Source organism: Nonomuraea sp. MG754425 (assembly GCF_021699195.1).
Classification (GTDB): domain Bacteria; phylum Actinomycetota; class Actinomycetes; order Streptosporangiales; family Streptosporangiaceae; genus Nonomuraea.
In genome coordinates this window covers 1-23,216 of the sequence record NZ_SSXE01000214.1, presented here as the reverse complement: position 1 = coordinate 23,216, position 23,216 = coordinate 1, and the positions used below count along the sequence as shown (strand labels likewise).

The window sequence follows — 23,216 nt, the reverse complement described above, 5'->3', positions numbered from 1 at the left end:
GGGTGGGCGTCGGGCCGGGCCTGCCGCGCTCCTGCCCGGGGTCGGCGTGCGCGGCCGTCGCCAGGCTGTTCACCAGCAGTGCCGTGAGCACGGCGGCCGTGACCAGCCGCCCCCGCTTCCGTAATCTTCGTGATGCCGTTGGCTGCATCGGGTGCAGTCCCTTCTCAGACGTTCATGGGCAGCCGGTCAGGCGGCCCTCGGGCACCTTGGGGCGCTTGAGTGAACGCTGAGCATGGAGTGACTGAAGAAAATAGGAAATGTCTCCTCATTCTGCACATTTGTCACAAAACAGTGACAACGTCAGCGGGCCGGGCCCACGGACTCCCCCGGCACCAGCGTGCACGGCAGGAGCGTGCGCGGCGGCGCGTCCGGGACGCCTTCGAGCTGGTCGATGAGGGCGTCGGCGGCCAGCCGGCCCAGCTCGGGGGCCGGCGCGGCCATGACGGTCAGCTCGGGCTCGATCATCTCGCCCAGCTCCCGGGTGGTCGCCGCCGAGATGATCGACAGGTCGCCGGGGATGGCGCGACCGGCCGCGCGCACCCCCTTGGCCAGCCCCGCCGAGGCCCCCTCGTTGACGAGGATGACGGCCGTGTGCTCGCCGAAACCGTCGAGGAGCGTGCGCGCGGCCTGCCTGCCGCCGGCCGAGTTGCCCTCCACCGCGATGACGGCGGGCGGGTGGCCGAGCGGCGCGATCGCCGCGCGGTAGGCGGACTCGACACGCATGATCCGGCCGGGCTCGGGCGCGCCCTTCGTCCGCTGGGTGACCAGCGCGACGCGCTCGTGCCCGAAGCCGCGCAGATGGGCCACCGCCTGGTGGATCGTGGTGGCGAAGTCGATGTCGACGTACGGCAGGTCGTCGTCCTCGGTACGGCCGATCAGCGCGAACGGGACGCCCGCGGCGACCAGCCGCGCCACCCGGGAGTCGCGGATCCGCACCTCCATGAGCAGCGCGCCGTCCACGAGGCCGCCCGCGAGCAGGTGCGACATCTGCTCGTCGTCGTTGACCGGCCACAGCACGAGGTCGTAGCCGCGCTCGCGCGCGCCGTGCGCGGCCCCCATGACGAACTGGATCACCGTGGCGTTGGGCCGTGCCTCCAGGTCGGGGTGCACCAGCGCGAGGATGCGCGTGCGGGAACTGGCCAGAGCGCGGGCCACGACGTTGCGCCGGTAGTTCAGCTCCTCGATGGCCGCCTCGATGCGGGCCCGGGTCTCCGGCGCCACCCGTTTCGTGCCGTTGAGCACGAAGGAGACCGTGGCGATGGAGACGTTCGCCCGCGCCGCGACGTCGCGCATCGTGACCATGGCCGCCTCCCGGCTCACTCGTGCGGAGCACTGCGACTATACAACCGGGCAGCCAAGGGAAAAGCGGTTAACCATTTGTTGACATCACCGCCTGATCGGCGCAGCATGATTCACAGACAGCGCCGGTTAACCGCTTTTCCGAAATCGCGTCACGTGCGCTATTCATGCCACGTCCTCCCTGGTCAGAGCCATCTTCGATCGATTTCCGAGGAGTCGTCTGTCATGAACCCGGCCATCCGCGTCCTGGTGTGGGGCGAGAACCGTCACGAACAGGCGGAGCCCGAAGTCGCCGAGATCTACCCCGACGGCATGCACCACGCCATCGGGCGAGGCGTGGCGGACCGGCTGGGCGGGCGGGCCACCGTCCGCACCGCCACCCTCGACGACCCCGAGCACGGGCTGACCGAGGAGGCGCTCGCCGGCACCGACGTGCTCACCTGGTGGGGCCACGCCGCCCACGCGGAGGTGTCGGACGAGGTGGTCGAGCGCGTGCACCGCCACGTGCTGTCGGGCCTCGGGCTGATCGTGCTGCACTCCGGCCACTGGTCGAAGATCTTCACCAGGCTCATGGGCACCACATGCACCCTGCGCTGGCGCAGCGCGAACGACCGCGAGCTGATCTGGACGGTGAACCCGGCCCACCCCATCGCCAGGGGCGTCCCGCACCCGATCGAGATCCCCGCCCAGGAGATGTACGGCGAGCACTTCGACATCCCTGCGCCCGACGAGCTGATCTTCATCAGCTCCTTCAGCGGCGGCGAGGTGTTCCGCAGCGGCTGCACCTTCCGGCGCGGCAACGGCAAGATCTTCTACTTCAGCCCCGGCGACCAGGACTACCCGGTCTACCACCACCCGGACGTGCTCCAGGTCATCGCCAACGGCGTGGAGTGGGCGGCCGGCGACCCCGGGCGGCGCGAGCTGCCCACGCTGCTGCGCTACGAGACGGGCGACTTCTTCACCGGCCACGGCTACCGGGGCGCGACGCGCGACGAGCAGGACGCCCGGTGAGCGGCGCTCCCCTCCGCGTCGTCCAGGTGGGGGCGGGCGCGATGGGCCAGGCGTGGCTGCGCGCCCTGACCGCCCGCGCGGACGTCGAGCTGGTCGGCGTGGCCGACCTCGACGTGGCGCGGGCGCGGGCGGCCGTGCGCGCGGCCGGGTCGGATGCCGCGGTGGCCGCCTCGCTCGGCGAGCTGCTGGCCGCCACCGCGCCCGACGCGGTCGTGAACGTCACCGTGCCCGCCGCGCACGGCGCGGTCAACATCGAGGCGCTCTTCGCCGGGGTGCCGGTCCTGTGCGAGAAACCGGCCGCGCCGACCCTGGCCGAGGCGCTCGTCCAGGCCGCGGCGGCCGAGGCGACCGGCCGGCTGCTGATGATCAGCCAGTCCCGCCGGTACTTCGCCGCCCTGGCCGCCTACCGGCGGCGGATCGCGGAGCTCGGCACGCCCGGCGTGCTCACCACGAACTTCTTCCGCGCCCCGCGCTTCGGCGGGTTCCGCGACGAGATGCCGCACCCGCTGCTGGTGGACATGGCCATCCACGCCTTCGACGCGGCCCGTCACCTGCTCGGCTCCGAACCGGTCTCGGTGGTGTGCGAGAGCTGGAACCCGGCCTGGAGCTGGTACCGGGGCGACGCGTCGGCCACCGCCACCTTCCTGTTCGACGACGGCGTCCGCTACGTCTACACAGGAAGCTGGTGCGCGGACGGGCAGGAGACGTCCTGGAACGGCGAGTGGCGGGCCATCGGCTCCACCGGCACCGCGACGTGGGACGGCGAGCGCCGGGTCGTCTCCAGCCTCAGCGGCCCGGCCGACGTGGAGCCGGGCCGGCACGAGCAGATCTCCGGGGCCCTGGCCGAGTTCGCCGGGGCGCTGCGCGGCGGCGGGCAGCCCGGCGGGACGATCAGCGGCAACCTGCTGAGCCTGGCGATGGTCGAGGCGGCGGTCCGGTCGGCCGAGACCGGGGCCCGGGTGCCGATCGCGGCGCTGCTGGAGCAGGCGTACGGCGAGGCGCTGGCGCTGCCCGCGCGGGAGGAGATCCGGGAACGGCTGAAGTCCTGGGGGACGCCCGCGGCCGTGCTGTGAAGGCCCGCGTTGTGAGCGTGGGCCTTGTTCGAGCAGCGCCGACGGGCTGTGTTCGAGCGGCGCCGGAGGCGGGGCCGCGGTTCCCCGGCAGGGAGCCGCGGCCCCGGGGCGGTCATCCGGCGCGGCGGGCAGGGAGCATCGGGTCGTCGGGGAGCGGCTCCGCCTCGGGGAGCCGCCGCCGCGCCGGCGACACCTCCGCCCAGCGCAGCAGCGTGGCCGTCGCCGCCTCCCGGTCGGCCTCGGCCAGCAGCGCGATGGCGGCGCCGTGGTTGGCGCCCGGCGCGACGTACAGGTAGGAGTCACGTGGGCTCGGGGTGAACCGCTCGGCGCTCCACGGGTCGTACTCGCCGTAGACGAACAGCATGCGCTCGGAGCGGGTGCGCACCCAGCGGTCCACGTCCAGCATGGGACGCGGGTCGTGCCGGGCGCGCAGTTCGGCGGGCAGCACCGAGGAGGGCTGGTAGAGGCCGCGGTGCCGGGTCAGCCCGCGCAGGTGCCGGAAGGCGAGGTCGGGCCAGCCGAGCTGGGTGGCCGCCTGGTAGTAGTACGGCGTGTAGTAGTCCAGGCCCTGGTCGGTGTAGAAGCCGAAGGAGGCGACGTCGTCGATCCAGGCGTACAGCTCCTCGTCCGTGGCGGTGACCGGCGGCACGGACGGGCACCGCGCCACCCCGAGGTACTGCCAGAACGCCCAGGCCGTGTCGAGCACGGTCATCTCGAACGAGCGGTCGGCGCTGCCGAGGGTGGCGGCGAAGGTGTAGCCGTCGCGCGCGGCGTCGGCCTCCAGCAGCGCCACCATCCGCTCGCGCCGCCTGAGCGCCTCGCGCTGCACGTCCTCCAGCGCGGCCCGGCAGGACGCGGTGCCGACGCGGTCGAAGAACCGGTCGTAGGCGTGGTCGGCCGGGTTGACCGGGTCGTTGGGCGCGACGTACGCCACCACGCCGTCCACGTCGTCCGGGTAGAAGCGGCGGTGGTAGACGGAGGTCATGCCGCCCTTGCTCGCGCCCGTCTGGATCCAGCGGCCCTGGTAGACGGTCTTGAGCGCCTGGACGATCCGGTGCTCGTCGGTCGCCTCCTGCCAGATGGTCAGGTCGTCCCAGTCGGCCGGCGACGGGCGCGAGGAGCGGAAGAAGCGGTGCTCGACGGAGACCTGGTTGCCGTCGAGCAGCCGGGTCGGCTCGGTACGCGAGGCCGCCGGGCTCACCGGCAGGCCGTAGCCGCCCGTGGCGAGGACGACGGGCGCCTCCTGCGAGCGGTGCAGCAGGGTGAGCCGCTGCTGGAAGACGCCCTTGGCCGGGTTCCGGTGGTCGGCGGGCTGCGTGTAGGACAGGACGAAGAACCGGTAGCCGGACGGCTGGGTCTCCGACAGCACGGTGAGCCCCGGGATGGCCTTGAGCCGGTCCAGCAGGTCGTCCTGCGCGGTGGCGGTGGCGGCCGGAGTGGTGGTCAGGACGAGGGCCAGCGTGGCCGCCAGCGCGGCCAGGAACCGTGATCGCACGGTGTGCGCTCCTTCTGCGGAGGGCCGGTACCGCCCGAAGGTATACCGATCATGCTCCCGCGGCCAGCCCCGCTCTCTTCACCCACGACGCCGCACGGGCGGCGGCGGAGCCGGCGAAGGCCGGTCGGCCGGGTTACGGGCGGGCGGCGCGGTGCGCCGTCGGAGCCTTGTCCCCCATGCCGACCGTGACCGTGTCACCGCCGGGCAGGGACACGACGACGTCCGTGTCGTCCTCGACGCGCACGGACGGGGCCGGCACCTCCCCCTCCGACCCGGCCAGCCACACGAGGCTGACGTAGAGCGCGGTGCCGCCGGGGTGGGCCGCCGCGAGGGCGTACGGGGTGGCGGAGTGGCGGCCGAAGGCGTTGGCGTCCACCGACGTCACCAGCCCGGCCCCGGTGAAACCGTGCAGGCCGCGCACGGCGCTGGTCAGCCCGTCCGGGCGGACGGCGAGCGCCAGCCCCTGACGGTCGTCGCGGACGGCCGGCGGGAGCGGCGCGGCCAGGGCGTGACCGCCGTCGCGCACCTGGTGACCGGCCGGGGCCGTGACGCGGTGGATCCTGATCTCGGCCGCGCCGTCCACGACCGAGGCCGTCACCACCCGCACCTCGCCGTCCTGGTAGGCCGAGGCGGCGAAGCGGTCGGAGGCGGCCAGCGGCTCGATGAAACGGCGCACCGTGGCCCGGCCGTCGGGGGCGACGACGGCCAGGTGGTTGTCCACCCCGAGCGCCCGTTCCCCCACCTCCGGGCCGGTGTGGCTGGTGTAGGCGAGCTTCGCGTAGAACGGGTCGGGGGCGGCGTCCGGGCGCTGGACGCGGTCGCGGTCGCTGCCGTGGTTGAGCAGCCGCACGACGCCGTCCGCGCTGGTGCCGTGCAGCAGCCAGCCGGGGGCGGTCATGGTCACCGCCTGGTCGGCCACCTCGACGGGCGCGGGCTCCTCCGGCGCCGTCCAGACCGGGTGCTCGGGCGGGAGCAGCAGCCCGAGGAACGCCTTGCTCGCCCAGTACGGCGACGCCGGGCCCGAGTAGGACTGCGCGATGGGCGCGAACGCGTCGTACCAGCCGAGGGTGAGCAGGCCGCGCTCGTCGAGAGCGCCGCGCTCGGTGAAGTGGCGCAGCACCCGTCCCGCGACGCGGCGCGTGCGGCCGGGCGGCAGGGGTGAGGCTCCGGTGAGCGCGCCCAGCCACAGCGGCGCGACGGTCGCGAACCGGTAGGTCAGCGAGCGCCCCTGGTGCACGGGCCCGCCGTCGGCGGCGAAGAAGTGCTGGTACTGCTCCAGGAAGCGGTGCAGCCGGGCCGCGTACAGCTCCTGCCGGGCCGCGTCGCCCGCCATCCTGGCCCACAACGACGGGTACACGTGCAGCGCCCAGCCGCAGTAGTAGTCGAAGTTCTTGCCCTTGCCGTCGGAGTACCAGCCGTCGCCGGCGTACCACTCCTCGACGCGCTCCAGCCCGCCCTCGATCTCGCCGGGCTCGTACGGGCCGCCCACCCCGGCCAGGAACTGTTCCGTCACGACCCGGAACATCACCCAGTTGTTGTCCGGCGTGCGCCTGCCGAGGAACCCGGCCAGCCAGTCCACCACCCGCTCCTGCTGCTGCGGGGAGAGCCGGTCGAACAGCCACGGCCGGGTCTCGTGCAGCGCCAGCGCGATCGAGGCGGCCTCGACGAGTTGCTGCGACATGTCGGTCAACGCCGGCCACGCGTACGGGTGCGCCGGATCGGTCCCGTTCACCAGGCCCTGCGCGTACCGCTCCAGCAGCGCCGGCGGCACCTCGCCGCGCGCCCCCGCGATCCGGAAGGCGGCCAGCATGAACGTGCGCGCGTACCCCTCCAGCCCGTCGCTGACCGGCCCTGACCTGCTGGCCTTGCCCGGAAGGCGGTACTGGGCGAAGCCGTCGGTCGCGTACGGCGCCACGGACGCCAGCAGGTGGTCCGCCGTGGACTCCCAGTACGCGCGGGTGTGGCCGGTCACGGGTTCAGCGGGGAGCGACATAAAGCGGATACTAGGCCAATATTCCGGGAAAATGGAGGAGATGTAGGCCAGCGCTAGTAAGCGTTTCACTCCGAGGTCACCCGCGAGCGGTACCGGGAAGCGATTTGACACCGCGACGGCCAGGGGGAACCATCGCGTGTAAGCGGTTTACCATGATGTTTCACTGCCCGTGGAGGTGACATGGTCCGGCGTGCGGCGTCCGACGACGGGGAGCGGCGACCTACGACGATCCGCGACGTGGCCGCGCACGCGGGCGTGTCCGTCGCCACGGTCTCGCGCATCCTGTCCGGCACCTACCCCAGCGCCCCCGCCACCCGCAGCAAGGTCATGAAGGCGGTGCGCGAGCTCGACTACGTCGCCAACGCCAACGCGCGCGGCCTGGCCGGGGCGAGCAGCCGCAGCGTCGCCATCATCGTCAACTCCGTCGTCTCGCCCCACTACGCGCACGTCGCGCAGGGCGTGCAGGCCCAGGCGGCGCTCGAGGGCAAGCTGTGCATCGTCGGCACCACCGGCGGCGACCCCGAGCGCGAGCTGGCCACCGTCCAGCTCATGCGGCAGGAGCACGCCGAGTGCGTGATCCTCGTCGGCAACGTGGTCAACAACGACGCCTACCGCGAGCGGATGGCCGACTACGCCCGCGCGCTCGCGCTGGCCGGCTCGCGGCTCGTCCTGTGCGGGCGTCCCACGCTGGGCCCCGACGTGCCCGCCCTCGTCGTCGAGTACGACAACACCGGCGGCGCGTACGCGATCACCAGCCACCTGCTCTCCGCCGGGCACCGGCGCATCCTGTTCCTCGGCCGGCGGGAGGGTTACACCACCCCCGACAGCCGCCTGGCCGGCTACCGCGCCGCGCTCGCCGACCACCGGGTCCCCCACGACCCGGCCCTGGAGCTCGACGGCACGATGGAGCGCAGCGAGGGCTACCGGATGATCCGCGAACGGCTCGCGGTCGGGCCGCCCGACTTCACCGCCGTCTTCGCCGGCAACGACCTCATCGCGGCCGGCGCCCGCCAGGCCCTGCGCGAACAGGGGCTGCGCGTCCCCGACGACATCTCCATGGTGGGCTTCGACGACCTGCCGCCGTCCGCCGACATCGACCTGACCACCGTGCACGTCCCGCACGAGGAACTCGGCCGCACCGCCGTGCGCCTGGCGCTCCAGCGGGGCCAGGACCGGACACAGCCCGCCGAGCACGTGCTGCTCGGCACCCACATCATCGTGCGCGACTCGGTGCGGCCCCTCCGGCCCGGCGGCCTGGGCTGACGCGCGGCGCCGCGCGTCAGGTGAGGGTGCGCGCGTCGATCCGGTAGAGGGAGTGGAACAGCGGCCAGGTCAGGGCCGCGATCTCGGCCGGGGAGCGGACACAGCCGCCCTGCAGCCAGTCGGTGGCCACGCCGATGAGCGCCCCGGCGGAGAACGCGGCGGGCACGTCGAGCGGCAGTTCGCGCAGCGGGGCGGCCTGCGCGCGCGGTTCGACGTTCTCGACGGCCTCCCGCAACCGCCCGTGGATGGCCGCCGTGCTGCGGCGGCGGATGTGGTCGGCCACGCGGGCGCTGCCCTGCGGCCCCAGCAGCGCGCGGTAGAGCCCGGCGTGCTCGGCGAGGCTGGCGAAGAACTCCTCCAGTGACTCGATCGCCTTGGGCGCGGGGTCGTCGGAGTTGAAGTCGCCGGGCAGCGCCTCGATCAGGCGGTCGATCATCGCGGTGCACGCGGCCTCGGCCAGCTCGTGGACGTCGCGGTAGTGGTCGTAGAAGGTCGAGCGGCTGACCCCGGCCAGCTCGGCCACGTCGGCAACGGTGATGCGGGACAGATCCTGCTCCTCGACGAGCTGGAGCAGCGCTCGCGCGAGCGCCGCCTGGGTGCGGCGCACCCGCCGGTCTCCCGGGGGATTGGTGTGCTCTCTGGTCGTGGCCACGCTTTCACCCTATCGTCTACCTACATGTGAAGGTTTTCCTACAGATGTAGGGTAATCTGAGGATCAAGCGAGGGAAAGGACCACTCTTATGCGGATCTGCGCAGGTAAAGCCGGCCCTCACCGGAGCGGGGCGGCGTGACCTCGCCGGGGAGCGTACTGATCGTCGGCGTCTCGGCCGCCGGCCTGAGTACGGCGGAGGCGCTGCGGCGCCAGGGCCACCAGGGGCGGCTCACGCTGCTCGACGCCGAGCCCCACCTCCCCTACGACCGGCCGCCGCTGTCCAAGCAGGTCCTGGCCGGCGACTGGGAGCCGGGCCGCGCCCAGCTCCGCACGCAGGCACAACTGGAGGCGCTGGACGCCGAGTTCGTCCGCGGCGAGCCCGCCGTCTCCCTCGACGCCGCCGCCCGCGAGGTGCGCACGGACACCGGCCGGGTGCTGCGCGGCGACGCCGTCGTCATCGCGACCGGCCTGACCCCGCTCCGCCTGCCCGGCCGGCGCGCGCTGGCCGGGGTGCACGAGCTGCGCGGCCTCGACGACGCGCTCACCCTGCGCGCCCACCTGACCGCCGCCAAGCGGCTGGTGGTCGTGGGCGAGGGCGTGCTGGGCGGCGAGGTGGCCGCGACGGCCCGCGCCATGGGCCTCGACGTCACGCTCGTCGGCCTCGGCCCCGCGATCCTGGCCGAGCAGCTCGGCGGCCCGGTCTCCGAGCGGCTCACCCGCGCCCACACCGAGCGCGGCGTCACGCTGCGGCTCGGCGTCGCGGTCGAGGAGCTGACCGGCCACGAGGGGCGGGTCACCGGCGTCCGGCTGGCCACCGGCGAACTGCTCGCCGCCGACGCGGTCGTGGTGGCCATCGGCTCCCGTCCCGCGACCGGCTGGCTGGAGGGCAGCGGGCTCACGCTCGGCGACGGCGTCGAGTGCGACTCGCGCTGCCGCGCCGCCGACGGGATCTACGCGGTCGGCGACGTGGCGTCCTGGGAGCATGAGGGGCACGGCAGGCGGATGCGCCTGGAGAACCGCACCAACGCCACCGAGCAGGCCCAGGTCGTGGCGGCCAACATCCTCGGCGCGGACCGGGCGTACGCGCCGATCCCGTACTTCTGGACCGACCAGTACGACATCAAGATCCAGGCCCACGGCCTGCCGACGCCGGGGGCCACGGTGAGCGTCGCGGAAGGCGATCTCGACCAGGGCCGTTTCGCCGTCCTCTACCAGGAGAGCGGGCAGGTCACGGGCGTGCTCGGCTGGAACATGCCCAAGCAGGCACGCGTCCTGAGACAGCAGCACCTCGCCACCCGGCCCGTCGCCACCGCGTGAGGACCCGGCGAGCCAGGCACGGCAACGAGCCGCTCCGGGGCGGCCGAACCATTCGTTCACGAGGAGATGCCCGATGAGTGTCAATGACCAGGTTCTGAACTACCCGATCCCCAGCGCCCTGCCGCTGGACCCGCCCGCCGAATGGGCGGAGCTGCGCGGCGGCTGCCCGGTGGCGCACGTGAAGCTGCCGAGCGGCGACCCGGCGCGGCTGATCACCCGCTACGAGGACGTCAAGCAGGTGCTGGCCGACCCGCGTTTCACCCGCGCGCTCAGCGCCCCCGACGCGGCCCGCCTCACGGCCGACGGCGGCGGCGTGTTCAACAGCGAGCTGGCGCAGATCATCCCCGACAGCGGCGAGGAGCACCTGCGCTGGCGGCGCCTGGTCGGCAAGTGGTTCACCGCCAAGCGCATGACCACCATGCGACCGGCCATGGCCCAGATCGCCGAGGACCTCATCGACGAGATGGTCAAGGGCGGCGCCCCCGGCGACCTGCGGGCCGCGCTCGGCTTCCCGCTGCCGGTGTACGTGATCTGCGACATGCTCGGCGTGCCCGCCGAGGACCGGGAGAAGTTCTCGTACTGGTCCGACACGCTGCTCAACCTGACCCGCTACGGCAAGGAGGAGATCGAGGCCGCGCAGGCCGCGTTCTTCGAGTACATGTCCGGCCACATCGCCGCCAAGCGCGCCGAACCGGGCGAGGACCTGCTCAGCGAGCTGATCGCGGCCGGCGGCCCCGAGGACGGCGGGCTGACCGACCTGCAGATCATCGTCACCGGCATGGCGCTGCTGGTCGCGGGCCACGAGACCACCGCCAACATGATCGGCAAGATGGTCTCCATGCTGCTGGCCGACCGCGCCCGGTGGGAGCAGTTGCTGGCCGAGCCGGCGCTGATCCGCACCACCGTGGAGGAGACGCTGCGGCTGGACGCCAACTCCGGCTTCGGCCTGCCCCGCTACCTGCCCGTCGAGGCCGAGATCGGCGGCGAGACCCTGGCCAAGGGCACTACGGTGATCTGCAGCATGGCCGCGGCCAACCGCGACGAGAGCGCCTTCGACGACGCGTCCGCGATGGACCTGACCCGCAGCCCGAACGCGCACCTGGCCTTCGGCTCCGGCGCCCACTCCTGCCTGGGCCAGTCACTGGCCCGTACCGAGCTGTCGGTGGTGCTGGAGGTGCTGCTGCGCAAGCTCCCGACGCTGGAGCTGGCCGTGCCCGCGGCGGAGCTGGAGCGGGTGGAGGGGCTGGCGGTCGGCGGCCTGCGCACGGTCCCGGTCCGCTGGTAAGAGCGAACTACAAGGAGGAGACAAACCAGATGAAGGTCATCGTCGACGAGGACAAGTGCTGCGGCGCCGGTCAGTGCGTGCTGCTCGCGCCCGAGGTGTTCGACCAGCGTGAGGACGACGGCATCGTGATGCTGCTGAACGCCGAACCGGGCCCGGACCAGTACGACCTGGTCCGCGAGTCCGCGGCCGTCTGCCCCGGCGCCGCCATCGAGGTGAGCGAGGAGGCGTGAGCCGCCGACCGGCTCGCACGCCGAGCTGAGCCGGCCCTGCTCCGGGCGCACGTGCGGGACAGCGCGTGCGCCCTTTCCGACGGGCGCACGCTTCGCCTGCTCGATCGCGGCGAACCCCGGGGCGGGTGGCCGCCAGGCGAAAGCGATTCTAAAGCGGCCCCGTCTACCGTGCTGGATCATGCAGAATCCGCCGCCGCACGGCCCCCCGCCTCCTCCCCTCGGCCGGTCGTCCCAGCCGATGCCGCCCCCGGCGGGATGGTCACCGCCGCCGGTGCCGCCCGTCAACCGGGCACTCGCCGGTTCCGCCCTGGTCTCGTCGGTCATGATCGCGGTCGGCGCCTTCCTGCCGTGGAGCAAGACCTACACGCAGGCCGCGGGAATCCAGGTGTCGACCGGATTCGACGAAGCTCAAGGGGTGCCGTTCTACTTCGCCTGGCTGGGTGCCATGCTCGCGGTCGCGGCGCTGACCGCGGGCAAAGCGACGATCGAGGCCCAGATCGCACCAGGCGTATGCGTTTTGCTCTTGTGTGGAATCGATTGGGCGAGCGCTGTCTGGAACTCTGACGAGACCACTCCCCGGTTTGTCAGCGATGGTCTCTACATCTGCATGGCCGCCTCGGTCGCGCTGATCGTCATCGGGGTCATGGCGATCGTCCAGAACCGCCGGGCCGTCATGCGCAAGTGACACGGCGGGAGCGTCAGAAGAACTGCCTGATGCGGAACTCGCGGACCAGCAGGTCGGCCGAAGCGCTGCTGAGCAGCTTCACCTTCCTGACGTGGGTGACCTTGTCGATGGTCACCTTGACGCACTTCATGTGCACCTCGTGCTCGCCGGGCCAGGCGAAGCGGGAGATGATGACGCCCTTCTTGCCGAAGCCCTTGCCCCCCAGCCCCAGGCCGACCTCGCGGTAGGCGCGCCAGGAGCCCTTGAGGGTGAACGCGGTGGAGCCGACGATCGCGTGGTTCGCCTCGACGGGGCAGTGCACCAGAATCCGGACGACGTCGTTCTGGTGCACCGAGTACGGCATGACCTTGAAGGACGTGAGCTTCTGCCACAACGGCTGCTGCTGCGAGGAACTGCCCCCGGACGACCCGGAGCTGCTCGACGCTGCAGGCGAGGCGGACGCGGCGGGCGCGACCGGCACGGCGGGCGCCGCGACGGACTCCGGAGCCATCACCTCGACCGGCGGCGGCGCCGGGACCGGAGCGGGCACAGGGACCGTGGCCACGGCCGGCCCGGGGGCGATGGCACTGGTGGTGGTGGCCACAGCCGTCGCCACCCCGACGATGGTCCGCATGCGCACCTCCTCACATCCCCTGACCAGCCCTTTCCATACTGACCGCACCTCCCCTACCACCACCGACGCCACGCCGGGCCGCGCCCCGGCACGGGTCCATCGGACCTGTTCTGTGGGACTTTGGTCCCTGCCTCGGGTGCCGCCCGGCGCGGCATCGTTGGACCATGTCTGCTGATGTCCCCGTGACCGAGATCGGCGCGCCGCCGTTCGCCACGCGTGCCGGCGTGCGCAGGATGCTGGGCGCCGTCGTGGCGGCCCCGTCCGTGCGCAACACCCGGCCCTGGCGGTTGCGCCGCGTCGACGACGCGACCATGGAGCTGTACGCCGACCTCGACCGGCTGCTGTTCGTCACGGACCCGACGGGGCGCGGGCTCGGCATCAGTTGCGGGGCGGCGCTGTTCAACCTGCGGCTGGCGGTGCGGATGACCGGTCACGACGCGCTCGTGTCCGTCCTGCCCGACCCGGCCGAACGCCCCGACCTGCTGGCCACCGTACGGGCCGTGCCCGGTGCGCCGCCCCGCGCTGACGAGCGCCTGCTGCACGAGATGATCCCGCGCAGGCGGACCCACCGGCTCCCGTTCGACGGGCAACCGCCGCCCAGGACGGTCTTCGTCGAGATGGTGCACGCCGCCCACGCGGAGGGCGCGACGCTGGTGCTGGTGACGGGCCGGACCGCGCGGCGGGTGCTGGACCTCGCCCCCGGCTCCGGGCGCTTCGAGGCGGACCCGCGGCTCGCCGCCCTGTTCACCCAGGGGGACGGGCCACGGGACTGGCTGCGCGCCGGGCAGGCGCTGGAACGGGTGCTGCTCACCGCGACCGCGCGCGGCGTCTCGGCCTCGTTGTCCGCCCGGCCGCTCGGCCTGCGCGCCCCGCAGCACCGCGGCGACCGGGTGGGGCCGTTCGGGCACGTGCAGATGCTGGCCAGGTTCGGGTACGGGCCGCCGGTGCGGCGGGTCCCGCCGCGGTCCGTGATCGAGACGCGGGAGGCCCGGCATGGCTGAGCCGGTGCGTCCGGTGCGGGGGCTTCCCGGCGCGCGTCCCGTGTTGATCCAGGGCGGGATGGGGGTGGGGGTGTCCGGCTGGCGGCTGGCCCGCGCCGTCGCCGCGACCGGCCAGCTCGGCGTGGTGTCGGGCACGGCGCTGGACGCCACCCTGGCCAGGCGGTTGCAGCTCGGGGACGCCGGCGGGCACCTGCGCCGCGCACTGGCCGCCTTCCCGGTGCCCGAGATCGCCGAGCGGGTGCTCGGCCGCTACTTCGTGCCCGGCGGGACCGGCCCGGACGTGCCGTACCGGCCGGTGCCGAGGCTCGGGCTGCGCGGCAACCGGGCGAGGGACGAACTGACCGTGGCCGCCAACTTCGCCGAGGTGTTCCTCGCCAAGGAGGGCCACGACGGCCCGGTCGGGATCAACTACCTGGAGAAGATCCAGCTCGCCACCCCCGCCGCCGCCCTGGGCGCGATGCTGGCGGGGGCCGACTACGTGCTGATGGGCGCGGGCATCCCGGCGGAGATCCCGCGGCTGCTCGACGACCTGGCCGCGTACCGTCCCGGGCGGATCTCGGTCGCGGTGGCGGGCGGCGAGGGGCACTCGATCGGCCTCGACCCGGCGGACCTGCTCGGCCCCCGCCCGCCCGTGCCGCCGCACCGGCCCCGGTTCCTGGCGATCGTGTCGTCGCACGTGCTGGCGATGTACCTGGCCCGCTCTTCCCGGACGCGGCCGGACGGGTTCGTGATCGAGGGCCCGGTCGCGGGCGGCCACAGCGCGCCGCCGCGCGGCCGGATGCTGCTCGACCAGGACGGCGAGCCGGTCTACGGCCCGCGCGACGAGGCCGACACCGCGAAGGTGGCCGCGCTCGGGCTGCCGTTCTGGCTGGCCGGCGGGTACGGCACGCCGGACGGCCTGGAGCGGGCCCTCGCGACCGGCGCGGAGGGGATCCAGGTGGGGTCGGCGTTCGCGCTGTGCCGCGAGTCCGGGCTCGATCCGGCGTTGCGCCGCCGGCTGCGCAGGCGGACCGAGCACGTGCGCAACGATCCGCGGGCCTCGCCCACCGGGTTCCCGTTCAAGGTCGCCGCCGTCCCGGGGACGCTGTCGGAGCAGGAGGTGTACGCGGCCCGGCCGCGCCTGTGCGACCTGGGCTACCTGCGGACGCCGTACGAGAAGGACGACGGCTCGCTCGGCTACCGCTGCGCCGCCGAGCCCGTGGACGTCTACGTGCGCAAGGGCCGACCCGCCGAGGAGGCGGACGGGCGGCACTGCCTGTGCAACGGCCTGCTGGCCGCGATCGGGCTAGGCCAGCACCGCGCCGACGGTTACGCCGAGCCGCCGCTGCTGACCCTGGGCCAGGACACGGGTTTCCTCGACGGGCTGCCCGAGGACTACTCGGCCGCCGACGTCGTGGCGCACATCCTGCTCGGTGCGCACGTCTGAACGTCCGGCCGGGCCTGCTCGGGTGCGCACGTCTGACCATCCGGCCCGGCCTTCGTCACCGGTCGCGCCGGATGCCCGTGCCGCCGAGCCGGAGCCGGGTGTGGAAGTCCTCGACGGCGGCGAGCACGCCGCCCGTCGGCCGCCGCCACCGCGATCCAGGCCAGGTAGCCGCGCACCCGCCGCAGGTAGACGGCCCTGCTGGAGTCGGCCAGGCGCGAACCGGCGAGCGCGGCGGCGTACGCGCGCAACATCCCGTCGTACGGGGCGGGCAGCCCTGCGGCCCTGGGGGCGCTCGTCAGGGCGAGGTCGGCATCGGACATGCCCCCAGCCTCGGGCCTGGGCCGGGAGCCGGGCAGGGACCAAAGTCCCCTGTCGGGGGTCCGATGGACCATCGGCCGCGGGCGGGCCGGGGACTTTCGCCCCTACCCCGGACCGGGGCCCGTCGAGGAGGTTGTGGGGTATGAAGCTCGACTCGTCCGGACTCCAGGTGCTCTCCCGCGAGGAGTGCCTGCGTCTGATGTCCACCTCGTCGATCGGGCGGATCGTGTTCACCGATCGCGCCCTGCCGGCCGTGCAGCCGGTCGGCTTCCATCTCGACGGCCGCGCCATCGTGATCCGCACCACGGCCGGGTCGAAGCTGGCCGTCGCCACGCGGCACGCCGTGGTGGCGTTCGAGACCGGCGAGTTCGACCCAGACGGCCGCACGGGGTGGTCCGTGACGGCGATCGGCCACGCGCGTGCCGTGACGGACCCGGCCGCGCTCCGGCGGCTGGCGACCCTGCCCCTGACGACCTGGGCGGCGGGCCTGCCCGACCACTACATCGTGGTGGAGACCGAGCAGGTGTCGGGCCGCCGGATCGTCACCAGGTGACCCAGACGTCCTGGAGGCCGCCCGAGAGCATGCCGGTGCGCGGGCGCAGCTCGTCGGGGTGGTCGCGCAGCCGCAGGCCGGGCAGGCGGCGGGCCAGGGTGCCGAGCACGGTCTGCAGCTCCAGCCGGGCCAGCGGCTGGCCGAGGCAGTAGTGCGGGCCCGCGCCGAACGTGAGGTGCTGGGCGCCGTTGCCGCGCCGGGGGTCGAAGCGGTCGGGGTCGGCGAACTTGTCCGGGTCGCGGTTGGCGGCCGGGACGTGCGGGATGACCGTGGCCCCCGCGGGCACCGTGTCCCGGCTCAGCTCGACGTCCTCGGTGCTGAACCTGGGCACCCCGCCGAGCACCGACAGCGTGCTGTCCAGGCGCAGCACCTCCTCGACGGTGCCGGGGACCAGGCCGGGGTCGGCCACCACGTCCTCGAAGCGGCGGCGGTCGGCCAGGAGCATGGCCGCCATGATGGCGATCATGTTGGAGGTCGTCTCGTGCCCGGCCAGCAGCAGGCCGCGCACGGTGGCGATGAGCTCGCCCTGGCTGAGGCGGCCGTCCTCGGCGTCGGTGATCTGGGTCAGCTCGCTGAGCAGGTCGTCGCCGGGGTGCGCGCGGTTGCGGTCCACCAGGTCGGAGACGTAGGCGGTGAAGTCGGCGTACGCCTGGTCGACCTCGTCCTGGGTGTAGCGGGTCAGCGTCAGCATGACGCGGGACCAGTGGGCGAACCTGTCCTGGTCCGAGCTCGGCGCGCCGACCAGGGCGCAGATCACGCGTACCGGGAGCGGCAGGGCCAGCCCGAGCGACAGGTTGCCCGGCGAGCCCTTGGCCAGCAGGGCGTCGAGCAGGTCGTCGGTCATCGCCTGGACCCTCGGCCGCCACGCCTCCATCTTCCGCTGCGTGAACCAGCCGCTGAGCGTGCGCCGCCAGCGCAGGTGGCCCCGGCCCTCGCGGATGTCCGTGGCACTGGCCCGCCGGCGGTTGAAGATCCCGCCGTCCTCGGTGGTGGACAGCCGCGCGGCGCCCTCCCGGGCGAGGTCGCGGCTGAAGCGCGGGTCGGTCAGTACCGCGCGGGCGTCGTCGTACCTGGTCACGATGGTGGCCACGTCGCCGCTGGGCAGCCGTACGCGGGTGACCGGGCATCGCTCGCGCAACTCCGCGAGCCGCGGCGGCGGCTCCAGAGCGGTGGGGCGGTCGAACGGGAAATCAGGGATCGCGTCAGCCATCACCATTGTCCTCCGGCTGGGGAGTCCGACCTCTCCGAATATAAGAAGATCATCCGAAGATGACAATCATCCTGACTCGGGGAGGAACCGGAATCGACGCCGCCACCACCCGGAACCTCTAGTGGGCGGCTTCGTACTGCTCCACGACGGTGGAGGCGATGCGGCCCCGCTCGCTGACGGGCAGCCCCTGGGCCTTGGCCCAGCGCCGGATCTCCGTGGCCTTCTCACGGCTGACGGCGCGCGCGGACAGCCCCGCGCCACGACGGCCACGTACTCCGCGGTCGGCGCGGACCGCACGGGCCTTGGTGATGTAGGGGGCCAGAGCCTTCTCCAGCTTGTCCCGGTTGGTTCCTGACAGATCGATCTCGTACGTCACTCCGTCGAGCGCGAACCTTGTCGTCCCGTCGGCATCGCTGCCGTCGATGTCATCGATAAAGGACTCAACAATACGCTTCGCCATAAGGGTGCTCCAATTAACGTCACGGTTGCAGGTACTGTAGCCCTCTTCAGCACATCGTGCATCACCGAGGGGTGCCGTACCTGCGCAAACGACTTTAGCGAACCGGGCCTCGACTAGACCGTGACTTGGCCATGATGCATGGCGCCAGATGCTTGTCGCGGTCCATCCGGGCGGGTGTGGAGACCTCGCTCACCCACCCATGACGGAGCCGCGACAGCCCCTCGGGCAATGGCGGGGATTCCGCTGTATTGAAGTGAAATTCAAAGTTTCCCTTGTGGCACAGGGCTTTGCGGCGACGTGCGGTCCGGCCTCAAGAGTCCTCGGCCCCGGGAACGCGGGGCGCCACCCGCCGCGCCGATTCCCACAGAAAGTCGAACTGCTCCACCCAATAGGCGTGCCAGCGCTCGTGCCGCTCGCGGGTGAGGTCCACGTGCGTGCGGGCGAAAGTCGACCGGCCCGCCCCGTGCAATTCGACGATGGCGCGGCCCTGCCAGGCGTCGGGATCGGTGAGCACCAGGCTGAAACCCGGGTTGTAGGGGAACAGGCGGTACTCCACGCTGCCCGCCGTCTTCCAGCCGCGCATCAGCGCGAGCCGCTCCAGCACCGCGTCCAGGGCGACGGGCAGGCTCTGGACCTGGTGGCCGTCGGGCTCGTCGAGCTGGCGGCGGGCGATCCTGACCGCGTCGTCCTGGCCGGGGTCCATCACCACGACCCGGACCGTGGCCTCCGGGTGCCGCAGCACGGTGGTGCGCAGGGTCTCGCACACGTACGGGGACAGCAGGTTGGCGGCGGACGGGGCGAAGATCCGCACGTCCTTGACGCCGTCGAAGAGCTTGGGCAGCGGGGTGGCGTCGAAGTCGGCCCGGTCGCCGAGCACGTCCCGGCCGCCGCGCGGCTCGTCGGGGAGCGTCGCGCGGTACAGGAGCACGCCGACGCCGGCCAGCAGGGCCGCCCACCTGACGTCGTCCGGCAGGGCGTCGCCGATCATGGAGGCGAGGGCGAACGCGAGCAGGATGAGGGCCACGGCATACGTTTCGAGATTCCTTCGCGCCCGCACATCGGCCCTGACCCGCCGCAGGAACCTCATCGCCACCGCCTAATGTCGGCCCGCTTCTTTCTCCATTGTGAACCGCCGCCGACCGGCCCGGCCGGTGAAACTTTCATCACCCTTGGTGTCCGCCCTTCTTTCATCGACCTGGGCGGAACCCGCGATAGAGCATCCCATTTGCAAGCGGTTGCAGTGCTGCGCTTCCCGTGGCCGATACGGCTGTGCTTAACTCGGCCGCACTTCGGGAAAGCGCTTACCCACCTCGTGATCGACTGTGAACGGAGTTCGGCGTGCGCGAAAATGAACGTATCGGCAGGAGGCTGGCGGTGGTACTGGTCGCCGGCCTCCTCACGACCGGAGGGCTGGTGGCCGCGTTCAACGCCCCCGCCTCGGCCGCCCCGTCCAACGGCAATTACACGCTCGTGAACGGCGGCAGCGGATTGTGCGCCGCCGTGCCGGGTCAGAGCACCGGCGACGGCGTGCAACTCGTGCAGAGTTCGTGCGCCGGCGGCGCCGGGCAGGTCTTCACGCTCACCGCCTCCGGCAGCGGATTCCAGATCAAGGCGCAGCACAGCGGCAAGTGCGCGGGCGTGCGCGACGCCTCCACCTCGGCGGGCAAGGCCGTCCAGCAGGAGGGCTGCACCGGGGCGGCCTCGCAGACCTGGCAGCTCACCGCGTCCGGGTCGGCGTACCGGGTGGTCAACGGCAACGGCGGCAAGTGCCTCAACGTCAAGGACAACGCCACCTCGTCCGGCTCCCTGCTGCAGCAGAACTCCTGCGACTCGGCGGCCACCAAGCAGTGGACGCTCCAGCCCGCCGACGGCTCCGGCCCCGGCCCGACCCCCACGCCGACCGACCCGCCGGGCGGCGGCGGGGACGGCAGCGGCGCGTGGCCCACCGCGACGGGCAGCGTCAAGCTGACCTCCACCCAGCCGGTCACGACCTTCGACGGCGGCATGAAGAGCTACTACGGCATCGGCGACGGCGGCCAGGGCGAGAGCCAGGACCCGATGTTCGAGGTCGCCAACGGCGGCACGATCCAGAACGTCATCATCGACGCCCCGGCCGGCGACGGCATCCACTGCCTGGGCTCGTGCACCATCCGCAACGTGTGGTGGAACGACGTCGGCGAGGACGCCGCCACGTTCATGAGCTCCAGTTCCTCGGCGACCTACCTGGTGGACGGCGGCGGCGCCAAGTCCGCCTCCGACAAGGTCTTCCAGCACAACGGCGCCGGCACGGTGACCATCAAGAACTTCCAGGTGCACAGCTCCGGCAAGCTCTACCGGGCCTGCGGCAACTGCTCCTCCTCCTACCAGCGGCACGTGGTGATGAACGGCGTCACCGCCCGCTCCACCAAGGTGCTGGCCGGCATCAACACCAACTGGGGCGACACCGCGCGCTTCAGCCGGATCACGGTGTACGGCAGCGCGACGATCTGCGAGAAGTACAAGGGCGTGCCGAAGGGCAGCGAGCCGACCAAGATCGGCGAGGGCGCCGACGGGGTGAACTGCCTCTACTCCGCATCCGACGTCACCTACCGCTAGCCCCGCACGGCGGGAGCCCCCGGCCGGCGAAGAGCCGGTCGGGGGCCTGTCCGTGTCACATTCCCGCGCCCTGTGCCGTCTCAGATACGGAGAATGCGAGGGATGGCGAGGTGAATCATGGTCTGGCGGATCGCCATGGACGCCACCGAGACGACGCTCTCGACGAGCGCCCGGCTCCTGTACGCGGCGCCCGGTCTCAGCGGCGCGTTCTACCTGCGGCCGGGCGGCGGGCTCGCGGGGTTCGCGCTGCGCCTCCCGCTGCCGCCGCGCCGGGACGGGCCGGCGGAGCTGTTATGGGAGGCGGCCGACCTGGACGCCCGCGGTGGCGGGCAGACCTGGCTGCGGGCCGGCCGCCGGGAGGTGTGCCGTCCCGTGTCCGTGCTGTGCGCCGAGGTCCCAGGCGAGCGGCCGTACGAGAAGATCGTGCTGGAGACGGCGTTCTCCTCCTGGGCGCTGCGCCTGCCCGGCGCTCCGCGGCTGCGCCCGAGGCGGCTGACGCTGCGGCTGTTCAGCGAGATCCGCACGGCCGGCAACCCGACGGGCAACGCCCCCGACCGGCCGCCGCGCTGAGGCGGCCGGTCCCGATCCGGCCGTCCGTCAGGCGGTGCTGCCGGCTTCTTCCTGCTCCTGGACGCCGTCCGCGATGAACGACACCCGGACCTGGGTGATGGCGTGGCCCTCGACGGCCACGATGTCCAGCCGCCGGTCTCCGGTGACGACGCTCTCGCCGGGGGCGGTGGGCACGCGGCCGAGCAGGGTCAGGATGAGGCCGGCGACGGTGGTGTAGTCGCCGTCGGGCCGCCCTTCCAGGTGCACGTCCACGTCGGGCAGGTCGTGCACGGGGAACGTGCCGGGCATGAGCAGGCTGCCGTCGGGCTCGCGGACGACGTGCAGGACGTCGCGGTCGGTCTCGTCGTAGATCTCCCCGACGACCTCCTCCAGGAGGTCCTCCAGGGTGACGATGCCGTCCACGGAGCCGCGTTCGTCCACGACCAGGGCGAACTGCTGGCGGTCGGCCTTGAAGCGGCGCAGCGCGTCGGAGACGAGCAGGCTGTCGGGCAGCAGCAGCGGCGGCCTGGCCACGTCGGAGGCCGTGACGGCACTCTCGTCGGTGAGCAGGTCCCGCAGGTTCACGACGCCGACGACCTCGTCCAGGCCGCTGCCGCGCACGACGGGCGCGCGCGAGTGACCGGAGCCGGCCAGCAGCCGCTGCGCCTGCTCGACGGGGGTGCCGGCGTCCAGGGTGAACACCAGGCGGCGGGAGACGAGCACCTCGCGCAGCACGCGCTCGGTGATCTCGACCGCGCCGGAGATGATCAGCCGCTGCTCGGGGGTGAAGCCGCGGTGGGTGGCGACCAGGTCGCGGATCTCCTCGGGGCTGATCTCCTCGCGGTGCTGGGTCGGGTCGCCGCCCATCAGCCGGACGGCCACGTCGGTGGACTTGCCCAGCGCCCACACCACGGGCCGCGACAGCGTGGCGACCAGGCTCAGCGGCCGGGCCACGAGCAGCGCCCAGCTCTCGGCGCGCTGCATGGCCACCCGCTTGGGCGCCAGTTCGCCGAAGACCAGGGTGAGGAACGTCAGCACGATCGTCACCAGGATGATGGCCACCGGGCCCGCGGCGTCACCGGCGAAGGCCAGCAGCGGCACCAGCGGCTCGGACAGGGTGACCGCCGCGGTGGCCGAGGCCAGGAAGCCGGACAGGGTGATGACGAGCTGGATGGTCGCCAGGAACTGGTTCGGGTCGCGGGCCAGGCGGACCAGGATCCGGCCGCCCTGTCCGCGTTGTTCCAGCCGGCGTAGCTGGCCTTCGCGCAGGGAGATCAGCGCGAGCTCACTGCCCGCGAAGATCGCGTTGAGGATGACCAGGACCACGACGAGGGCGAGCTGAAACCAGTAGCCGTCCACGGCAGAAGAGCTCCTTGAAGCCGGTGAAGGGGGATGTCAACGGGCCGGCGACAACGGGCCGGTGATGACGGTGCGGGAAACCGCGCGCTCGGTGAGAGAAGAGCGGGACCTGGTGCGGAGATCACCGGCAGGGGGAGCCGGGACGGCGGCAATCGCAGGGGAAGGTGCGCCGGGCCGGTGCCCGGCTTGGTACTGCACTCCTCCACGGGAGAGTCGTCACTCCGTTCTGCTCTCGGCACAGGTCGTCTTTCGCCTTAACACAGCATAATGCGCCATAGTTCCCGAAGGTCCGATTTGATCGTCGTGACCTACGTCACTGGACCGCGCAACTGATGCACACGGTCGTACCCGGGGCACTACTCGGCGATACGTCATTCAACGGACAGGGGCCGGCCCGCGGCGGGCGGCCGATTACGTGGTTCACCGGATGCTGGTGGCACGGCCCGTTGACTCATGCTGCTCGGAGAGACCCGCGCGGTCTCCGCCTCGCGTCGATCGAGCAGTGAGGAAGCCGCCTTGTCGCAGCACGTCTTCTCAACGCCGTCGTGGTGGGCGGCGGGGCTCACCCTCGCGGAACGGCTGGCACTCCCCGGGACGCCGTCGCCTCCTCGGGGGAACGCGGCCCGCGAACGGGCGGAGCTGCGCCTCGACCGGTGGCGGACCTCGTACGGGCTGGGCGAGGACGGCCGCTTCGCGCGGCGGCTGGCGGAACTCGGCATCGACGCCGCCACCCTGCGCGACCTGCTCGCCGAACCCCCCGAGAGCCTGGCCGCGCGGGCGCCCCGTCCACGCTGGGCCGACCTCGCGGAGACGGTCGTCGCCACCACCC

23 protein-coding genes are annotated in these 23,216 nt (G+C 72.7%); 13 read left to right on the top strand and 10 right to left on the bottom strand.

What is annotated here, in order from left to right:
* Positions 1 to 300 precede the first annotated feature (300 nt).
* The gene (locus tag FAF44_RS45035; protein ID WP_237109589.1) at positions 301 to 1,302 is read right to left on the bottom strand and encodes a LacI family DNA-binding transcriptional regulator; all 1,002 of its coding nucleotides are present in this window, start codon (positions 1,300 to 1,302) and stop codon (positions 301 to 303) included.
* Between the two features lie 222 nt (positions 1,303 to 1,524).
* Between FAF44_RS45035 and FAF44_RS45030 the strand changes: the two genes are divergently transcribed.
* Both FAF44_RS45030 and FAF44_RS56165 read left to right on the top strand, forming a co-directional pair.
* The gene (locus FAF44_RS45030; RefSeq protein ID WP_237109588.1) at positions 1,525 to 2,310 is read left to right on the top strand and encodes a ThuA domain-containing protein; all 786 of its coding nucleotides are present in this window, start codon (positions 1,525 to 1,527) and stop codon (positions 2,308 to 2,310) included.
* Positions 2,307 to 3,383, top strand: coding sequence for a Gfo/Idh/MocA family protein (locus tag FAF44_RS56165; protein WP_237109587.1), 1,077 nt, complete (start codon positions 2,307 to 2,309; stop codon positions 3,381 to 3,383). Before FAF44_RS45030 ends, FAF44_RS56165 begins: the two co-directional genes overlap by 4 nt.
* Positions 3,384 to 3,495: 112 nt before the next feature.
* Here the strand turns inward: FAF44_RS56165 and FAF44_RS45020 are convergent, their stop codons facing one another.
* Together FAF44_RS45020 and FAF44_RS45015 are read right to left on the bottom strand one after the other, a co-directional pair.
* The gene (locus tag FAF44_RS45020; protein WP_237109586.1) at positions 3,496 to 4,878 is read right to left on the bottom strand and encodes a S28 family serine protease; all 1,383 of its coding nucleotides are present in this window, start codon (positions 4,876 to 4,878) and stop codon (positions 3,496 to 3,498) included.
* Positions 4,879 to 5,011: 133 nt separating this feature from the next.
* Positions 5,012 to 6,871, bottom strand: a complete 1,860-nt coding sequence (locus FAF44_RS45015; RefSeq protein WP_237109585.1) for a DUF2264 domain-containing protein — start codon at positions 6,869 to 6,871, stop codon at positions 5,012 to 5,014.
* Positions 6,872 to 7,051: 180 nt separating this feature from the next.
* On the opposite strand from FAF44_RS45015, the gene FAF44_RS45010 reads away from it, so the two are divergent.
* The gene (locus tag FAF44_RS45010; RefSeq protein WP_237109584.1) at positions 7,052 to 8,134 is read left to right on the top strand and encodes a LacI family DNA-binding transcriptional regulator; all 1,083 of its coding nucleotides are present in this window, start codon (positions 7,052 to 7,054) and stop codon (positions 8,132 to 8,134) included.
* A 16-nt stretch (positions 8,135 to 8,150) separates the two neighbouring features.
* Here FAF44_RS45010 and FAF44_RS45005 read toward each other — a convergent pair whose 3' ends face one another.
* Entirely contained in the window at positions 8,151 to 8,786 is a 636-nt protein-coding gene (locus tag FAF44_RS45005; RefSeq protein WP_237109583.1) for a TetR/AcrR family transcriptional regulator, read from the bottom strand.
* Between the two features lie 135 nt (positions 8,787 to 8,921).
* Here FAF44_RS45005 and FAF44_RS45000 point away from each other — a divergent pair, with 135 nt between their 5' ends.
* The 4 genes from FAF44_RS45000 to FAF44_RS44985 all read left to right on the top strand — a co-directional run bounded on the left by FAF44_RS45000 (position 8,922) and on the right by FAF44_RS44985 (position 12,303).
* Entirely contained in the window at positions 8,922 to 10,103 is a 1,182-nt protein-coding gene (locus FAF44_RS45000; RefSeq protein WP_237109582.1) for an FAD-dependent oxidoreductase, read from the top strand.
* A gap of 73 nt (positions 10,104 to 10,176) precedes the next feature.
* A complete protein-coding gene (locus FAF44_RS44995; protein WP_237109581.1) occupies positions 10,177 to 11,388 on the top strand; it encodes a cytochrome P450 in 1,212 nt (403 codons plus the stop codon).
* A gap of 29 nt (positions 11,389 to 11,417) precedes the next feature.
* Positions 11,418 to 11,618, top strand: coding sequence for a ferredoxin (locus FAF44_RS44990; RefSeq protein ID WP_237109580.1), 201 nt, complete (start codon positions 11,418 to 11,420; stop codon positions 11,616 to 11,618).
* 322 nt (positions 11,619 to 11,940) lie between these two features.
* A complete protein-coding gene (locus FAF44_RS44985) occupies positions 11,941 to 12,303 on the top strand; it encodes a hypothetical protein (protein WP_237109579.1) in 363 nt (120 codons plus the stop codon).
* Positions 12,304 to 12,316: 13 nt separating this feature from the next.
* Here FAF44_RS44985 and FAF44_RS44980 read toward each other — a convergent pair whose 3' ends face one another.
* The gene (locus FAF44_RS44980) at positions 12,317 to 12,916 is read right to left on the bottom strand and encodes a hypothetical protein (RefSeq protein ID WP_237109578.1); all 600 of its coding nucleotides are present in this window, start codon (positions 12,914 to 12,916) and stop codon (positions 12,317 to 12,319) included.
* A gap of 164 nt (positions 12,917 to 13,080) precedes the next feature.
* Between FAF44_RS44980 and FAF44_RS44975 the strand changes: the two genes are divergently transcribed.
* The gene (locus tag FAF44_RS44975; RefSeq protein WP_237109577.1) at positions 13,081 to 13,917 is read left to right on the top strand and encodes a hypothetical protein; all 837 of its coding nucleotides are present in this window, start codon (positions 13,081 to 13,083) and stop codon (positions 13,915 to 13,917) included.
* The gene (locus FAF44_RS44970; RefSeq protein ID WP_237109576.1) at positions 13,910 to 15,343 is read left to right on the top strand and encodes a nitronate monooxygenase; all 1,434 of its coding nucleotides are present in this window, start codon (positions 13,910 to 13,912) and stop codon (positions 15,341 to 15,343) included. The genes FAF44_RS44975 and FAF44_RS44970 overlap by 8 nt, the downstream gene beginning before the upstream one ends.
* Here FAF44_RS44970 and FAF44_RS44965 read toward each other — a convergent pair.
* Entirely contained in the window at positions 15,292 to 15,663 is a 372-nt protein-coding gene (locus FAF44_RS44965) for a hypothetical protein (protein ID WP_237109575.1), read from the bottom strand. The two genes, FAF44_RS44970 and FAF44_RS44965, sit on opposite strands and share 52 nt — an antisense overlap.
* Positions 15,664 to 15,803: 140 nt before the next feature.
* Between FAF44_RS44965 and FAF44_RS44960 the strand changes: the two genes are divergently transcribed.
* The gene (locus FAF44_RS44960) at positions 15,804 to 16,214 is read left to right on the top strand and encodes a pyridoxamine 5'-phosphate oxidase family protein (RefSeq protein WP_237109574.1); all 411 of its coding nucleotides are present in this window, start codon (positions 15,804 to 15,806) and stop codon (positions 16,212 to 16,214) included.
* On the opposite strand, the gene FAF44_RS44955 is transcribed toward FAF44_RS44960, so the two are convergent.
* The 3 genes from FAF44_RS44955 to FAF44_RS44945 form a co-directional block, all read right to left on the bottom strand.
* Complete coding sequence (locus FAF44_RS44955; protein WP_237109573.1) at positions 16,204 to 17,424, bottom strand: cytochrome P450; 1,221 nt, start codon at positions 17,422 to 17,424, stop codon at positions 16,204 to 16,206. The genes FAF44_RS44960 and FAF44_RS44955 overlap by 11 nt on opposite strands.
* Positions 17,425 to 17,542: 118 nt before the next feature.
* The gene (locus FAF44_RS44950; RefSeq protein ID WP_237109572.1) at positions 17,543 to 17,884 is read right to left on the bottom strand and encodes an Lsr2 family protein; all 342 of its coding nucleotides are present in this window, start codon (positions 17,882 to 17,884) and stop codon (positions 17,543 to 17,545) included.
* Positions 17,885 to 18,194: 310 nt separating this feature from the next.
* Positions 18,195 to 18,908 carry a hypothetical protein gene (locus tag FAF44_RS44945; RefSeq protein ID WP_237109571.1) on the bottom strand — a complete coding sequence of 238 codons (714 nt, stop codon included), beginning with the start codon at positions 18,906 to 18,908 and terminating at the stop codon, positions 18,195 to 18,197.
* A 314-nt stretch (positions 18,909 to 19,222) separates the two neighbouring features.
* Between FAF44_RS44945 and FAF44_RS44940 the strand changes: the two genes are divergently transcribed.
* Both FAF44_RS44940 and FAF44_RS44935 read left to right on the top strand, forming a co-directional pair.
* Positions 19,223 to 20,479, top strand: coding sequence for a pectate lyase (locus FAF44_RS44940; RefSeq protein WP_237109570.1), 1,257 nt, complete (start codon positions 19,223 to 19,225; stop codon positions 20,477 to 20,479).
* 117 nt (positions 20,480 to 20,596) lie between these two features.
* Positions 20,597 to 21,049 (top strand): hypothetical protein, encoded by a 453-nt coding sequence (locus FAF44_RS44935; protein WP_237109569.1) that lies wholly within the window; start codon positions 20,597 to 20,599, stop codon positions 21,047 to 21,049.
* A gap of 27 nt (positions 21,050 to 21,076) precedes the next feature.
* Here the strand turns inward: FAF44_RS44935 and FAF44_RS44930 are convergent, their stop codons facing one another.
* A complete protein-coding gene (locus FAF44_RS44930; protein WP_237109568.1) occupies positions 21,077 to 22,387 on the bottom strand; it encodes a hemolysin family protein in 1,311 nt (436 codons plus the stop codon).
* Positions 22,388 to 22,903: 516 nt separating this feature from the next.
* Between FAF44_RS44930 and FAF44_RS44925 the strand changes: the two genes are divergently transcribed.
* A partial coding sequence (locus tag FAF44_RS44925; protein ID WP_237109567.1) for a hypothetical protein occupies positions 22,904 to 23,216 on the top strand: 313 nt, incomplete at its 3' end.

Coding starts and splice junctions, on each gene's coding strand:
- FAF44_RS44965 (WP_237109575.1), bottom strand. CDS start 15,663: ATGTCCGATGCCGACCTCGCCCTGACGAGCGCCCCCAGGGCCGCAGGG.
- FAF44_RS44980 (WP_237109578.1), bottom strand. CDS start 12,916: ATGCGGACCATCGTCGGGGTGGCGACGGCTGTGGCCACCACCACCAGT.
- FAF44_RS44955 (WP_237109573.1), bottom strand. CDS start 17,424: ATGGCTGACGCGATCCCTGATTTCCCGTTCGACCGCCCCACCGCTCTG.
- FAF44_RS44950 (WP_237109572.1), bottom strand. CDS start 17,884: ATGGCGAAGCGTATTGTTGAGTCCTTTATCGATGACATCGACGGCAGC.
- FAF44_RS44970 (WP_237109576.1), top strand. CDS start 13,910: ATGGCTGAGCCGGTGCGTCCGGTGCGGGGGCTTCCCGGCGCGCGTCCC.
- FAF44_RS44995 (WP_237109581.1), top strand. CDS start 10,177: ATGAGTGTCAATGACCAGGTTCTGAACTACCCGATCCCCAGCGCCCTG.
- FAF44_RS45010 (WP_237109584.1), top strand. CDS start 7,052: ATGGTCCGGCGTGCGGCGTCCGACGACGGGGAGCGGCGACCTACGACG.
- FAF44_RS44985 (WP_237109579.1), top strand. CDS start 11,941: ATGATCGCGGTCGGCGCCTTCCTGCCGTGGAGCAAGACCTACACGCAG.
- FAF44_RS44960 (WP_237109574.1), top strand. CDS start 15,804: ATGAAGCTCGACTCGTCCGGACTCCAGGTGCTCTCCCGCGAGGAGTGC.
- FAF44_RS45030 (WP_237109588.1), top strand. CDS start 1,525: ATGAACCCGGCCATCCGCGTCCTGGTGTGGGGCGAGAACCGTCACGAA.
- FAF44_RS45035 (WP_237109589.1), bottom strand. CDS start 1,302: ATGGTCACGATGCGCGACGTCGCGGCGCGGGCGAACGTCTCCATCGCC.
- FAF44_RS44935 (WP_237109569.1), top strand. CDS start 20,597: ATGGTCTGGCGGATCGCCATGGACGCCACCGAGACGACGCTCTCGACG.
- FAF44_RS44990 (WP_237109580.1), top strand. CDS start 11,418: ATGAAGGTCATCGTCGACGAGGACAAGTGCTGCGGCGCCGGTCAGTGC.
- FAF44_RS45015 (WP_237109585.1), bottom strand. CDS start 6,871: ATGTCGCTCCCCGCTGAACCCGTGACCGGCCACACCCGCGCGTACTGG.
- FAF44_RS44975 (WP_237109577.1), top strand. CDS start 13,081: ATGTCTGCTGATGTCCCCGTGACCGAGATCGGCGCGCCGCCGTTCGCC.